This is a genomic window from Candidatus Thorarchaeota archaeon (assembly GCA_013388835.1).
Classification (GTDB): Archaea; Asgardarchaeota; Thorarchaeia; order Thorarchaeales; family Thorarchaeaceae; genus JACAEL01.
The window spans coordinates 1-13,180 of the sequence record JACAEL010000061.1; the positions used below are offsets into that span (position 1 = coordinate 1).

Annotated in this window: 10 protein-coding genes; 4 read left to right on the forward strand and 6 right to left on the reverse strand. The window is 55.8% G+C overall.

The features are described from left to right. Positions 1-386 precede the first annotated feature (386 nt). Entirely contained in the window at positions 387-3,506 is a 3,120-nt protein-coding gene (locus tag HXY34_10280; GenBank protein NWF96513.1) for a CoB--CoM heterodisulfide reductase iron-sulfur subunit A family protein, read from the forward strand. A gap of 5 nt (positions 3,507-3,511) precedes the next feature. Next, positions 3,512-4,078, forward strand: a complete 567-nt coding sequence (locus HXY34_10285) for a DUF2096 family protein (protein NWF96514.1) — start codon at positions 3,512-3,514, stop codon at positions 4,076-4,078. Positions 4,079-4,238: 160 nt separating this feature from the next. Here the strand turns inward: HXY34_10285 and HXY34_10290 are convergent, their stop codons facing one another. The 6 genes from HXY34_10290 to HXY34_10315 all read right to left on the reverse strand — a co-directional run bounded on the left by HXY34_10290 (position 4,239) and on the right by HXY34_10315 (position 11,541). Then, positions 4,239-5,126, reverse strand: a complete 888-nt coding sequence (locus tag HXY34_10290; protein NWF96515.1) for a CoB--CoM heterodisulfide reductase iron-sulfur subunit B family protein — start codon at positions 5,124-5,126, stop codon at positions 4,239-4,241. Beyond that, positions 5,116-5,637, reverse strand: coding sequence for a 4Fe-4S dicluster domain-containing protein (locus tag HXY34_10295; GenBank protein NWF96516.1), 522 nt, complete (start codon positions 5,635-5,637; stop codon positions 5,116-5,118). The genes HXY34_10290 and HXY34_10295 overlap by 11 nt, the downstream gene beginning before the upstream one ends. Positions 5,638-5,642: 5 nt before the next feature. After that, positions 5,643-9,092: a hydrogenase iron-sulfur subunit gene (locus HXY34_10300; GenBank protein NWF96517.1), complete on the reverse strand. Its 3,450-nt coding sequence runs from the start codon at positions 9,090-9,092 to the stop codon at positions 5,643-5,645. 193 nt (positions 9,093-9,285) lie between these two features. Then, positions 9,286-10,206 (reverse strand): CoB--CoM heterodisulfide reductase subunit B, encoded by a 921-nt coding sequence (gene hdrB, locus HXY34_10305; GenBank protein NWF96518.1) that lies wholly within the window; start codon positions 10,204-10,206, stop codon positions 9,286-9,288. Between the two features lie 4 nt (positions 10,207-10,210). After that, positions 10,211-10,690, reverse strand: coding sequence for a CoB--CoM heterodisulfide reductase subunit C (gene hdrC / locus HXY34_10310; protein ID NWF96519.1), 480 nt, complete (start codon positions 10,688-10,690; stop codon positions 10,211-10,213). A 149-nt stretch (positions 10,691-10,839) separates the two neighbouring features. Next, entirely contained in the window at positions 10,840-11,541 is a 702-nt protein-coding gene (locus HXY34_10315; GenBank protein ID NWF96520.1) for a hypothetical protein, read from the reverse strand. Between the two features lie 125 nt (positions 11,542-11,666). Between HXY34_10315 and hdrC (HXY34_10320) the strand changes: the two genes are divergently transcribed. Both hdrC (HXY34_10320) and hdrB (HXY34_10325) read left to right on the forward strand, forming a co-directional pair. Further along, positions 11,667-12,212 (forward strand): CoB--CoM heterodisulfide reductase subunit C, encoded by a 546-nt coding sequence (gene hdrC, locus HXY34_10320; GenBank protein NWF96521.1) that lies wholly within the window; start codon positions 11,667-11,669, stop codon positions 12,210-12,212. A gap of 1 nt (position 12,213) precedes the next feature. Then, on the forward strand, positions 12,214-13,116 hold the full coding sequence (hdrB, locus tag HXY34_10325) for a CoB--CoM heterodisulfide reductase subunit B (GenBank protein ID NWF96522.1): 903 nt from the start codon (positions 12,214-12,216) through the stop codon (positions 13,114-13,116). Positions 13,117-13,180: the final 64 nt, after the last annotated feature.

A 13,180-nucleotide genomic window follows, 5' to 3' on the forward strand; every position in this document is an offset into this window, starting at 1 on the left:
CTCCATGCCTCTGCAATCATGGTGACCGATACGCTTCCTGCCCTGTCTTCAGTCTTTCGCCAGTCATACCAGTCCCTTCTATCCCCACATCGGCATCCCTGTGGTGGCGATCACCTGCCACGTCTGTAATGCGCCCCAGAGCGAGTACAGGTCGAGGCTCGCGGCCAGCACCGGGGCTAGGACGACCAACTGTGCAGCGAACAGCACCTGCCCGAACCGTCTTATCAGCGTTCTTGAACAGTGTAAATCATTCGTCCACAGAAGACAATCCGTACCAGCGCTCTGCGCTCCCAAGTGCCGACCGTATTGATGAGCGACTCAGCGACATTCAATAAGCGTTATATCTGCCTGTTCACCCCGCCTCCAAATCAAGGAGTCGACCCCACTTGCCTAGGAAACAGTCCTCCACTTCTAAGCCCACTGGTCAGTCCTCCACTTCCAAGACCACTGACGTCCTCGTGATAGGCGCCGGTATGGCCGGCATCAACGCCGCACTCGACCTCGCTAAAGGCGGACATCACGTTCACCTCGTCGAGAGAACCGTCAACATCGGAGGACACTATGTGGCGATTTACAAGGTATTCCCGGCACTTGAATGCTCAGCCTGCGTCATGACCCCGCTGACGTCGTATGTAGGGAAACAGCCGAACATCACGATACATGCGCTGACGGAGGTAGAGAAGGTGAGTGGGAGCGCCGGGGACTTTACGGTGACGGTGAGGAAGAAGGCGCGCTACGTCAATGAGGACAAGTGTACGGGGTGCCAGCAGTGTGTGAGAGCGTGTCCTGTAGAGGTACCGAACGAGTATGATGGTGGGCTGTCGTTGAGGAAGGCGATATACATGCGCTTTCCGCAGCAGATTCCTCTGATAGCGACAATAGACAGGGAGGCATGCATAGGGTGTGGAACATGTGCGGGTGTATGTCCGCAGGACTGTATCATGTATGATGATCAGGACAGGGTGTACGACCTGCATGTGGGAGCGATAATTGTTGCGACGGGCTTTGAGGAGTACAAGCCGATTGACTATGGTGAGTATGGATATGGGATATACCCGAATGTCTTGACATCGTTGGAATACGACCGACAGACGCATCCGACAGGACCGACAGACGCGCACATGGTGCGGCCCTCGGACGGCAAGGAGCCGGAGAGGATACTATTCATCAACTGTGTGGGTAGCAGGGACGTTCGGGAGGAGATTGGCGGGTATGCGCATCACTGCAACCGTGTCTGTTGTTCCTTTGGTCTCAAGCTTGCGCAGGTGACGAGGATGCACTATCCGCCTGAGCACTGCGAGATAATCTACACGTACATGGACATGAGGACGGCAGGCAAGCTGCTTGAGGAGTTTCTCTGGGACAGTGAGCACAACCAGCACATCAAGTTCATCAGAGGGAGGGTCTCAGAGGTATACGAGGACCCTGACACGCACGACCTGTTTGTGAAGATGGAGGACACGGAGTCGGGAAAGATCATCGAGATTGAGAACGTGTCCATGGTCGTGCTCAACTCCAGCTTCAGGCCCAGCCGTGGCACGGAAGAGCTGGCGAAGCTGTTGAAGATTGATGTGGATGAGATGGGATACATCAGGGAGCGCCATCCGAACGCCGCGTCGATTGAGACCAGCAGGCCGGGGATATTTGTTGCGGGGTGTGCACATGGTCCCAAGGATGGCACAGACACCGTGAATGAAGGCAAGGGTGCTGCGATGGCGGCGCACTCTATTCTGCCCATTCCGACACCAGCGAAGCCCGAGCCAGTCCCACCAGCAGAGCTTGGCGACCGGCCGAGGGTTGGAGTCTTCATATGCCACTGTGGAGGAATCATCGGCAACGTGATCAGCTCGCCGGGGCTTGCAGAGTGGGCAAGGGGGCTTCCGAACGTCGTGTACAGCACGGACTACATCTTCATGTGCTCGGACCCCGGTCAGCAGCTCATTGTCGATGCCATAAAGGAACACAAGCTCAATCGGGTGGTTGTCGGTTCCTGCTCGCCCCTACAGCACCAGGAGACCTTCAGGGGAGCGCTTGAGCGAGCCGGACTTTCCAAGTACTACTTTGTCGGACCAGCTGGACTCCGAGAACACCTGGCACTTGTCAATGCGCAGGCGCCAGCGGAGGAGCGGCAGGAGAAGGCACAGGACCTGATCAGAAGCGCCGTTGCAAAGGCGGTCAACACAGAGGTAGTGCCGGTCAAGGTCCTTGAGGTCGAGAAGACCGTGATGGTCATCGGCGGAGGAGTGTCAGGGATGACTGCGGCGCTCGACATAGCAAGAAAGGGCTTTGGTGTCGTCCTTGTTGAGAAGACAGGCAGGCTTGGAGGACGACTGAACGACCTCCACCGAATCTTCCCGAAGATGGAGATTGCTCAGGAGATTGTCGATGACCTGATAGCGCGTGTCAAGAAGGAGAAGAGAATAGAGGTCCTGATGGACTCGAAAGTGGTTGCAAGAAAGGGGTCATATGGTAACTATGACATGACCGTGGAGAACACGAGGACGGGAGAGAAGAGCGAGCACCGAGTCGGCACGGTAGTAGTGGCTGTTGGTACTGACACGTACGACCCGAAGCCGGGAGAGTACGGTTGGGGCGAGGTACCACAGGTCATATCCACACTTGAGCTGGAGCGGCGGATCAAGAGCGGCGAACTGAAGAAGGCCCCCAAGAACCCGGTCTTCATTCACTGTGTTGGTTCCAGACAGAGTCCGGGAGAGGGCAACAGGTATTGCTCAAGGGTGTGCTGTTCTGCTGTGATTGCCATGCAGCACGAGCTGCTTGAGATGTTCCCCGGCATCAAGGTGTTCTCTGCGTACAAGGAACACATCAGACCATATGCCAAGGGCATGGAGGAGATGTGGAGAGAGAACAGACAGAACGGAGTGTCCTACCTGAGATGGACGCGGGAACGTCCAGTCACTGTGCAGAGGTCTCCTGACGGCAAAGAGGCAATAGTGACCGTGTATGACACTCTCTCACAACGCACCCTCAACATCCACTCGGAGATGGTGGTCCTTGCACTGGGCCTGGAGGCCCCACACGACGTTGGTGAGCTCGTCAAGGCGATTGGATTGAGTGTCGGTCAGGACGGCTTCCTGCGCGAGATGCACATGAAGTACAGACCTGTGGAGACCACCGTGCCAGGTGTCTTTCTGGGCGTCACCTATGCAAAGAACGTTGCCGACTCCATCAGTCAGGCAAGAGGAGCTGCATCGGAGGCCACTGCACCACTCAATCTTGGTACTGTTGAGATCGAGCTTCTCACAGCGGAAGTCAACCAGGAACTCTGCGTTGGCTGTGACCTCTGTCACTACTCGGAGATCTGCCCATATGATGCAGTCTCAATGATAGAGGTTGCGCCCGGTGTGAAGAAGAGCGTGACTGACGAGATGGCCTGTCAAGGCTGCGGCGCGTGTGCTGCAATCTGTCCGACGGGCGCAAGAGACCTGCGATGGTGGCGTGAGAAGAGCCTGTTGGAAGAGATAGCCGAGATGCTCAGGGAGTGATACACATGGTGTCACTCGAAGGACTCAGCGCGGGGTGGATGGTCATCAATGAACTCCTCGGAGAACTGAGAGAGAAGGGTGCATTCATTCCAGACCTGACCTATGCGGACATGCGGAACACCAAGATGAGTCTGGAGTATCTACGTTCTTTCGGTGCAGAGATGGGCACCACCGATGAAGAGGACTCGCGCCTCAGAGAGGAAATGGAGCACAGGATGTTGCTCTTGAGAGACACAGTCATGATGTGGGCTGAACAGCAGGGCGGACCCGACTACAGACGACGGTGGCAGGAGAGCTTTGACAGAGCAGTCCGTGGAGAGATACCTCCCCCCGAAGAGGCGCGCTCGATACCTATAACGGACCTGCCACGCGACAAGGACGTGGGGTTCTTTAGGATTCGACTTCTCGAAGACATCCCTGTCGAGGTGATCTCAGAGATTGCCGAAGATTGCAGGGTCAACATCTCTCTTGATGGCGACAGACATCTGCAAGTGAGTGGGAAGCGGGAGTGTGTCAGACAGGCAATGACGCGACTCGGACGGCTCTTCTATGGTGAGAGCAGAGTGAAATGAATCGTCTGTGTGTCCTGTTGGTCCTGCAAATGGGAAGTTCAGGGAGTCGAGGACTGGCAGGTCGCAGGAGTACCGGGAGGAGGCTGACAGACGGGACGACGAGGATGGCGTCTTGCGTAAGCAAGTCTTCTGGCAGACGGGCTGAATAGAGAGATTACAGCTACAGTCCAAGCAGTCCTCGGATGGGGTCGAGTGAGATTCTGTTCAGCTGAAGACCCAGTTGTTCAGAGTCGAGGCCCATGGCCAGTCCCAGCACCTGTGTCACAAACAGACCGGGCATCTCCAGTGACTGTCCGTTGTCGTCTTTGAGTCCCCTCAGCTGCAGGTCAAACTGAGTATGGCATGCAGGGCAGTTCGTGACGATACAGTGAGCACCTGCCTCTCGTGCCGAGATCATCTTCTCTCGAAGGATTCGAGTTGCGACTTCCTCGCTGGCAATGAGCAGTGGCGACCCACAGCAGCGAAGCTTCAGGCCCCACGGTACACTCTTCGCACCAGTCAGCTCCAGCAGTTCGTCGACCTTCCGCGGTAGCTCGGGGTCGTCGAACCCGGCCACATTGGATGGCCTGAGGAGATGACACCCGGGGTGAAAGGCAATCCGCAGTCCATCGAGAGGCCTGACTATGTGGCCTGCAATCTCCTCTCTCAGGTCATACAGGACCTCTACGAAGTGGCGGATCTTCGCCTTTCCCTGGTACTGCAGACCCAGAGGCTTGAGGGTCTTGTTGACCGCTTCGCGCAGTTGACTATGCCCGTGGAGAACATGGTCGGTGTCCTTCAATGAGCCGAAGCAACCATTGCAAGGTGTCACGATGTCGTGTCCTCGGCTCTCCGCAAGTGCGATGTTCCTTCCCGAGAGAGAGAGCCAGCTGGCTTCATGAATCGACTTCATGACGACAGTACCACAGCACGAGGCGCCTTCGAAGTCGATCAGCTCGACACCCAGTTCCTTTGCGACTGCCCGAAGAGAACTCTCATAGTTGTTGAATCTGGCGGGAATCGCACAGCCCAGAAATAGCTCGTAGCTGAGGGTCATCTCAGTCCTCACTCTCCTCCAGCTTCATCAGACCAGTACTGTCCAGCATCTTCTGCGTGTCCCTGACATCCAGCCTTGGGACAGGGTCCAGACCTAGGTCCTCGCGTTCCCAGTCAGTCGCCTCATACAGACGACCTGTGTCATACAGACCCTTTCTTGCACCCAGGTATCCGGCGGGGGCAATTCCCTTTCGAAAGGCCATGTTCTTCAGACCAAAGATTATGTCTGTTATCTCAATCCCCTGCGGGCAGCGCTCCTGACAGGTATAACAGGTGGTACACAACCAGACCATGTCTGTCTCTAGTACTTCCCTGAGTCCAAAGAGGAGCATACGCATGAGCTCATGCACCTGGATGTTGACCTTGTCGCTAACGGTACAGCCCGCACTGCACTTGGCACACTGGAAGCATGCAGAGAGGTCCTGACCACCAAGAAGACGCCCCACCTCGGCTGTGAACTCTGCGTCCAGTGCCTTGAACTGGCGACCCTCAAAGGACTTGAACTGACCCCAACTCTGTGTCATTGTATCTACCTCCTCAGTGGACTTGGTCCAAGCCGCTCTACGAGTGATGAGAGCTCTCTGACCTTCTCTGCCCATACAGATCCTTCGCTTGCGCTAATCTGAGTGAACTGCAGCCGTTCGGGTTCCAGACCGGCCTTTTCGATTATTCTCTTGGCAATACTATAGCGTCGCTCGAATGAGACATTGCCATCGACATAGTGACAGTCACCGAAGTGACAGCCAGATATCCACACCATGTCTGCTCCAAGACGGAAGGCCTCCAGTATGTGAGCCACACTGATGCGGCCTGTGCACATGACTCTGATGTCTCTGACTGTGGATGGCTGTTGCAGACGTGACACCCCAGCATTATCCGCACCAGCATAGGAGCACCAGTTGCATATCATTGCCAGTATCCGTGGCTGATTGGCTGGCAGGTCGGCGATTGCAGCCTTGACCTGGGCGAGAATCTGATCGTCAGTGAAGTGCTTCATGGTGATTGCTCCAGCTGGACAACCGGCAGCACACTTGCCGCATCCCTGACATAGCACAGGGTTAGAAACGGCATAGTCATGACCACCTTCTCCAGGCATCACCTCTATGGCATTGTAGACACAGTTGATCTCACAAGTGCCACAGCCCACACAGACCTCGGGGTCAACTACAGACACAATGGCCTCGGTCTTGCGTACGCCACTTATCAGAGGGATCAGTGCCCGGGCCGCTGCACCACGACCCTGAGCAATTGCTTCATCGATTGACTTTGGAGCCGTGGCAGTCCCAGCCACGTAGACACCGTCCGTCTGGAAGTCGACAGGACGCAGCTTTGGGTGGGCCTCCATGAAGAAACCGGACATGTTCAGAGGGACCTTGAACAACTCGGAGATGACCTTGTTCTGTTCAGCTGGCACCATTGCAGTGGCCAGAACGACATGGTCAACGTCCAGCAGGAGTCTGGCACCAAGGATCTGGTCTGTGACTTCCACTCGCAATGCCTTGCCAGAGCCCTTCTTGACCTCCGGTGGTGAGTTCTTGTCGAACCGAATGAAGACAACGCCCTTTTTTCGTGCCTCACGGTACTTGTCCTCTGCAGAATAGGCGACTCTGAGGTCCCTGTAGAGATGGAACACCCGTGACTTGGGGTAGGCCTTCAGCAGCTCAAGCGTGTGCTCAAGAGCAACCGTGCAGCATATTGCAGAACACCACGTACGCGCCTTCTCAACCGACTCGTCTTCGCGGGAACCAGCACAGTGGATGACAGCGAAGGTCTCCCCATCGGTAAGGCCCTCTCCGGATGCGAGACGCTGGTTGAACTCCAGCTCCGTCATCACCTCGGGGAGCTTCTTGAGGCCGTAGAGGCCCTGCTCTTCCAGCGGCAAGGCGCCGGTGGCAACCACCACTACGCCCACCTTGACTTCACGCTTCTTGTTCCCGGTCTTGATCGTCACATCAAAGGCACCGATGGACCCCTTTGCATCAACAACCTCGGACTCAAGCATCAGTTCAATGTTGGGAGAACTGCGCACAGCGCGTTCGTTCTCAGCCACGACGTCGGCTGCGGGCCTGAAGTCAAAGTCAACTGAGCGCAGCTTGTTCAGTAGGCCGCCCACATGGTCCTCCCGCTCCACAAGATAGACTTTGAAGCCGGCTTCGGCTATAGTGCGCGCAGCGGACATGCCCGCGACCCCCGCGCCGATCACCAGAGCGGATGGCTCCACCTGAGTGATAGCCTCGGTCTGCGGCTCAAGAATCCGTGACCTCGCCACCGACATCCGAACCAAGTCCATCGCCTTTGCAGTGGCCTCATCCTTGGCGGTCTGGTGAATCCATGAGCAGTGCTCTCGGATGTTGGCCATCTCAAAGAGGTACTTGTTTAGACCGGCCTCCTGAATGGTGGCACGAAAGAGTGGCTCATGAGTCCGGGGAGTGCACGATGCCACAATGACACGATTGAGGTTATGCTGCCTGATTGCTTCCTTTATCACAACCTGAGCGTCAGAAGAACAGGAGTACAGCAGGTTCTCAGCATGAACAACACCAGGAAGTGTGGACGCATAGCGCGTGACTTCGGCCACATCCACAGTGCCTGCAATGTTGATACCACACGAACAGATGAAGACCCCAATTCTTGGCTCTGCAGCCATGAGTTCCAGGTCAGCTTCGGTGACCACCTCGGCTGGTTCCCTGGGAGATATCGCGAGGTCAAGCACTGCAAGGGCAGAGGCAGCGCTGGCCTGTGCCACTGAGTCCGGAATGTCCTTTGGTTGATTCACAGTACCGCACATGTAGACCCCGGGTATGTTGGTCCGCACACTCTCGATGTGACCACCCACACCGGGCACAAAGCCGTACTGGTCACTAGTGAGACCGATTCTCTCGAACAGAGCGGTGTTGTCATTTGGGACCATTGCCGGACAGAGGACTACCAGGTCATACCTGTCAAGCAGCACCTCATGACCCTTGACATCGCTGTGTCGCACAAGTAGGTCACCAGTTGCCGGGTCCTCCTGTATCTCACTGGGTAGGCCCTTGACATATCTTATGCCATACTCCGTCTCCCCGCGTACAAGGAATTCCTCGAAGCCCTTGCCGAAGGCGCGCATGTCATTGTACAGGATATCAATATGGACCTCGGGGGTGTGCTCCTTTGTGATGATGGACTCCTTTGTTGCGTAGGTACAGCAGATTCTAGAGCAGTACGCGCAGTGATTCACGTCGCGCGAACCCACACACTGGACAAAGGCGATACGGTGCGGTTCACGGCCATCTGAAGGCCTCATCACAACGCCCCTCGTCGGACCACTTGCACTGACCATCCGCTCGTACTCAAGACTTGACACAACGTTCGCATACCGACCATAACCATACTCGGGTACCGTCGAGGGGTCAAGCAACTTGTAGCCGGTTGCAAGGATGATTGCGCCCGCGTTGATCTCGACAGGCTCGTCCTTTATTGCGAAGTCGATTGCAGAAGCCTTGCATGTCTTGACACAGGTCATACACTCGATGCAGTTGGTGAAGTCAATAGTGGCGACATTGGGTACTGCCTGAGGAAACGGGATGTATGCGGCCTTCCGCATCTTCAGACCCATGTCATACTCGTTTGGAACCTCGATTGGGCACACTCGCTGGCAGTCCCCACAGCCCGTGCACTTGTCCACGTTCACTCTTCGAGTCCGCCTGAGCACCTTGACCGTGAAGTCGCCCTTCTTCCCCGTCACCTCCTTGACTTCCGAGTACGCAAGAATCTCAATGTTGGGGTGCCTTGAACAGTCAACCATCCACGGACCCATGATGCACATGGAACAGTCCATCGTTGGAAATACCTTGTCGAGTTGAGCCATATGTCCCCCTATGGAGGGCTCCTTCTCAACCATAAAGACCCTGACGCCCATCTCGGCGAGGTCGAGGGCTGCGCGGATACCCGCAATGCCTGCGCCAATTATGACAACCGGCTTCGTGTTGGCCTTGGCCATGGATAGATTCACTCCGGGGTGTAGGTCGGGCGGTCCGAAACCGACGATAAAATGTTTGTCATTGAGCAGACACCATACACAGCTGCAGAGAGTGACAGAGGCTCGGGCTGCGGACCAGCTGCCGTAGTACGATTGCTCTCACTGAGACAGACACGCCGCACTGACCGACCGAGCCGCATGGGAATAGTCTTGGCTACGTACTGCTGTCGGAGACCTTCGCCAAGAAGCCGGGTGCACTCTTACGCTGTTGATACTGAAGGTGCGTCCCCAGGCCGAACTCTTCCGGTTCGTGACCAAACGCGAGCGCCAGCAACTCTGATACATGCAGCACATCGAAGTTGTACGACTTGTTGAACAGCTTCTGTATCTCCACCTGCCCCATGTCTAGCTGCAGCTCACAGAAGGGGCAGGGAGTGACAATCAGGTCTGCACCACCAGCCTTCAGAATACTGTCGAACTTCTGCACTGTGAAGTCTAGTGCAACCTTCACATCTGCAGTGCGCACTGCGCCGCCGGCCCCGCAGCAGATCAGCTCGTCCCTGTACGGTACGTACTCGGCACCCGTCGCCTCACATAGTTCTCTGAATATGCGGGGGCGTTCCGAGTTGTCCTTCTTCTTCACAGCGCGCGGCCGCATCCAGTGGCAGCCCGGATGCAGTGCCATCCGGACGCCATTGAGAGGCCTTGTCACATGTTCTCTGATCTTCTGCGTACCAACCACATTGTATAGTACATCGACGTAGTGATAGACCTCTATCGTGCCCTTGAACTCACGACCCACTTCACCCAGGATCTCGTTGACTTTCGTCCGGAGTTCCACATCGTGCTTCAGCTCGTGGTTGGAGTCCCAAAGGGATGCAAAACAGCCGTTGCAACCAGTCACTATGTCATGTCCACCCGCTTCTGCGAGCGTCAGATTACGGGCGGCAATGCTTGCCCAGGTGACTCTGTCAAACGACCCAAAGACCCCGGGGGCAGGGCAGCATGATGCGCCCACCATGTCCAGCAGCTCCAGTCCGAGGTCTTCGAACACGAGGTTCGTGGCTCTCTCAATGCTCGGATATCGATGAGGAATGATACAACCGAGAAAATGATAGTAAGAGTGCTTAGCCATTTGCTCACTTCCCCTTTTCAGCGACAAGTCTGTCGAACTTGCTCTTCTTGGCCATCTTCAGAATCTCTTCAACCGCCTCAGGATGGCTGGAAGCATTGGGTGGCATGGGTTTCAGACCGACCTTCTCTCTGAGCTGCGACCACGACTCCTTGTCGAGTGGCACAGCATGACCGGCCTCAAGCACCTTCTGTGCCACCTTCTGGTGGGGCTCAAGCATGTACCCCTCCGCGACTGCAATATTGCGTATCGCCTTGATCACATCGGTGGGCTTCACGTCCTGAGGACAGCGGTCAGTGCAGGTATAGCAGGTGGTGCAGTACCACAGCTCAGGTGCGGAGATCACCTCTTCCTTGAGGCCTAACAGAGCCTTGCGAATGATTCCTCTGACAAGATAGTTGGTCCTTGCCCCGGCCGGGCAGGAGCCTGAACAGGTCCCACACTGAAAACAACTCTGGATGTTGGGACCACCAGTCTTCTTTATCATATCGACAAAGGAGCTGTCTGGTTGGTCGATGTCAAATGGGGGTCTTTCTTCAATGACCGTCAAGTGGGAACACCAGCCGTCAAGACACGCGGGAAGTTCAACCTTAAATCCATTGTCAAATGACCCGACTTTCCCGGCGAGTTCGAGTGTCAGGTCCTAGCCACGACGTTCTCCAGTCGCTTGTTCAGTGCTGCGGTGAAGACCGTTGCGAGAGCGACCTTCGCAGGCACAATGATAGATGCGGCCGCCCACAGAACGGCCAGTTGGTCAGGTGTCAGCCCATAGAAGAGAGAGTAGGTCTGACACGGCACCAGTAGGAACAGACGAAAGAGCACATCAGCCTCCAGTCCCAGCACTGCTGCACAGAGTGTCATGACGGAAAACGACGCATCGACTGAGTCGGAATGCCTCTTCTTAGAACACAAGATGACAGAGAGGAACCATGCGCCTAGAGTGTCCCACACTCCCCACAGCGGTAGGTCCCGAGAGACTGGTGTGAGGAGATAGGGCACGAACATCAGAGTATACGCCGCAAAGACAGTTCTGTGGTGTCCCTGCATGACAGCTCCCGTCACTGCCGCACCGACCGGAGCACCGAACATGAAGACGGACTCGTACGGGTCTCTGGTCATAATGACATGCCCTAGGACGGAGCCTACAAGGACCGAAGACGCTCCCAAGACAGGACCGAGGAGCATGCCGGCCAGGGGACTTAAGATGAACGCCCACGAGTCCCAGACACCACTATAGAAGCCCGGGAGCATAGGTGTCGAGTCAAGTACTGCGATCAATGAGGCGAAGAGCCCGGTCATGGCAACCGACGAGCTCTTTCCGTGCAAGTGGAGAGTCAATGTCTAGTCGACCGCCATCGTGTGAGTATTAAGACTGTCGCGACAGAATACGGTACATCCCTCAATCCTTATATTGTGCAGCAATGCGGGTTCGATGATGAGCTCCCCATAACAGAGGTCACAAAATGGCCGAATCCATCAAGCGAGAGACAATCGATGGAAGTAGTATCGACCCATCTTTTGTCGACAGAATAGTTGGGAAGGGTGCTGACAGGATACGAACCTGCATCCAGTGTGGAACATGTTCGTCAGTGTGCCCTAGCGGTCGTCGCACCGCATTTCGTACCCGCGAACTGATTCGCAAGGCCCTTCTCGGTCTAAAGGAGGAGGTCCTGAGCTCTCCGGACCTGTGGCTCTGTGCAACCTGCCTCACATGCCTTGAGAGATGTCCGCGTCAGATCAAAGTCACTGATGCAATCATCATCATGAGGAACATGGCAGTCAAGGAGGGATTCATGTTGCCGCAACACAGGAAGTCCTCCCAGAAGCTCATTGAAACAGGCCATGCAGTGCCACTGGATGACGCAAATCGAGAGATGCGCAGCGAGTTGGGGCTTCAGGAGATACCACCGACGGTGCACTCGGATGAGAAGGCGCTCAGGGAGGTCCAAGAGATTCTCAAGCGGACCGGTTTCGTGGACACAATAGAAAAGGAGCCAGGAGCCCAGTGAGATGACCGAGTCTGAGACACCCACCTATTCGCTGTTCTTGGGCTGTGTCATGCCCAACCGATTTCCCAACGTGGAGAAGAGCATTCGAGAGGTACTTCCGAGGCTCGGTATCAAGATTGTGGACCTAGAGGGAGCGAGCTGCTGTCCTGCACCGGGAGTGATTCGGTCGTTCAGCGAGCCCACATGGCTGGCACTTGCGGCCAGGAATCTTGCCCTCGCTGAGAAGGCCGGACACGACATAATCACCGGGTGCAATGGATGCTACGGCACCTTCAAGGAGACCCTAGCGGAGGTCAACGCACATCCACAGAGACTGAAGGAGATTCAGGAGGTATTCAAAGGACTTGGTATCAAGTTCACAGCCAAGTCTGACGCGAAGCACCTTATCGAGGTGATCTATTCTCTGGGAGTCGAGAAGGTCAGGTCAACAGTCGTACGACCACTCAAAGGCATCAGGGTGGGCGTTCACTATGGATGCCATCTCTTGAAACCGAGCAAGAACAGACCTTGGAAGCAGACTCAGAAGCACACATTCCTCGATGAACTTGTGGAGGCGACTGGCGCTACCAGCGTCAAGTACAAGGACAAGTTCCTCTGCTGCGGTGCAGGCGGTGGCGTGCGCGGCAGCAACGTCCCGGTCAGTATCGACATCGCAAAGGAGAAGCTCGATAACATGATAGAGGCTGGTGTGGATGCAGTGGTGGACGTCTGCTCATTCTGCCACCTGCAGTTCGAGCACTCGCAGGCCCAGCTCAACAAGGAACTGGGTGAAGCGCGCTATCAGGTACCAGTCATCTACTACACTCAGCTGCTGGGACTAGCTATGGGACTCGATCCAGAGTTGCTGGGACTCAACAAGCATGTTGTCAATACACAGCCGCTGCTTGAAAAGGTGCTCGGCTAGAGTTGTGACAGCCTCCCAGATGTGGGACAGTCATGAGCATGCGGCGCGCGTGGTCAACAGGACT

Coding starts and splice junctions, on each gene's coding strand:
- hdrB (NWF96522.1), top strand. CDS start 12,214: ATGACCGAGTCTGAGACACCCACCTATTCGCTGTTCTTGGGCTGTGTC.
- hdrC (NWF96519.1), bottom strand. CDS start 10,690: ATGATAAAGAAGACTGGTGGTCCCAACATCCAGAGTTGTTTTCAGTGT.
- hdrC (NWF96521.1), top strand. CDS start 11,667: ATGGCCGAATCCATCAAGCGAGAGACAATCGATGGAAGTAGTATCGAC.
- hdrB (NWF96518.1), bottom strand. CDS start 10,206: ATGGCTAAGCACTCTTACTATCATTTTCTCGGTTGTATCATTCCTCAT.
- HXY34_10295 (NWF96516.1), bottom strand. CDS start 5,637: ATGACACAGAGTTGGGGTCAGTTCAAGTCCTTTGAGGGTCGCCAGTTC.
- HXY34_10300 (NWF96517.1), bottom strand. CDS start 9,092: ATGGCCAAGGCCAACACGAAGCCGGTTGTCATAATTGGCGCAGGCATT.
- HXY34_10285 (NWF96514.1), top strand. CDS start 3,512: ATGGTGTCACTCGAAGGACTCAGCGCGGGGTGGATGGTCATCAATGAA.